General features: G+C 58.7%; 1 pseudogene. It reads right to left on the bottom strand.

Annotation, left to right across the window (positions count from 1 at the left end):
* Positions 1-1,245 (bottom strand): annotated as a pseudogene (tssI, locus tag F0169_RS11570) (type VI secretion system tip protein TssI/VgrG); the annotation flags it as partial.

The raw sequence follows: 1,245 nt of genomic DNA, 5'->3' as shown, positions 1-1,245 counted from the left end.
CTGCGGCTGCGAAACACGCTGCGGGTTTTGTGGGCGGGCAGTTCGTAGGGCACGGGGTTAGCGCTGTTACTCAGGCAACCACTGATCACCGGGCGGTCGGGGTCGCCCTCGAGGAATGAAACCAGAACCTCCATGCCGACCCGAGGAATGGTCACCGCCCCATGGCTGTCGCCCGCCCAACTGGAGGCGACACGCAGCCAACAACTGCTTTTGTCATCGGCCTGACCTTCTCGGTCCCAATAAAACTGTACCTTGACCCTTCCGTGTCGGTCACAGTGGATAGATTCGCCTTTGGGACCAGTCACCAATGCGGTCTGACAGCCGAATATCCGCGGCTTCCGGTAAGCCTGTTGCGAGCGATAGAACACGTCCCACGGCGTGGCCGTAAACGTGTTGCGATAACCCTGAACGAAGGCGTCTTTGTGCTCACGGGTGTCGCTCGCAAGGCTCTCCTCCAGAACAGCCGGTTGCAGGCCTTCGTGGCCAATCGAGGTGAGCAACCAAAGGTCATTCCAGTCATTTCGCGGGTGTTGCGACAGCGGTAAAAAATGCCCGCTGACCAGCGTGGGTTGATCACTTTTACCCTCGGCCTGACGGTAATCTGCGCGATGGCGTTCCAGAGCCCGCTGGCTCAACAACTGGCCGCGTGTGCGCTGAGTAAAACCACCGGGGTATTGGTAGTCTTCCAGGTCCGGCTGGCCGTCTTGGGCTGGCGGACGATAGCTCGCCTGGAGCGTGATGCGGGCCTTCTCGAAATTGTAATCACGTCGCGTTGTGCGGCTGGTACGCGCCGCAAAACGCAGGTTAAAACGCTTGATTACGGGTTCGTCAGCGACCAGCCCGGTGTCCTGCACGTAGGCTGTGGGGCTGCTCAGCTTGGGGAATATGGTTTGGTCGTCACCCAATACCAGTACGTGGCCGTTTGGCGAGTGCTGAAAGTGATAGTGAATACCCTCTTCCCAGCACAAACGGTGGATGTACAGCAGGTCTGACTCGTTGTACTGCACGCAGTAATCGCGAACCGGATAGGTCGAGCCCATGTGAAAGTGGTAGGCGTCACCCTGGATGCCATGCTCTTCAAGAATCAGCGCGATGATGTGCGGGACGCTGTGTTGTTGGAAAATGCGCTGGTTGGTGCGGTGCGCCAGATAGGCCAACTGCGGCACCAGCGTAAGGCTGTAATGGGTCAGGCGCTTGCCGGAGTCACCGTTGAGCTAACGCGGTAGATTTGCCCATGAACACCCG

It is taken from the genome of Pseudomonas kitaguniensis (genome assembly GCF_009296165.1).
In the GTDB taxonomy this organism is placed as follows: domain Bacteria; phylum Pseudomonadota; class Gammaproteobacteria; order Pseudomonadales; family Pseudomonadaceae; genus Aquipseudomonas; species Aquipseudomonas kitaguniensis.
Note: the sequence above shows the minus strand (reverse complement) of the source record. Positions and strands in the feature narration are given on the sequence as shown.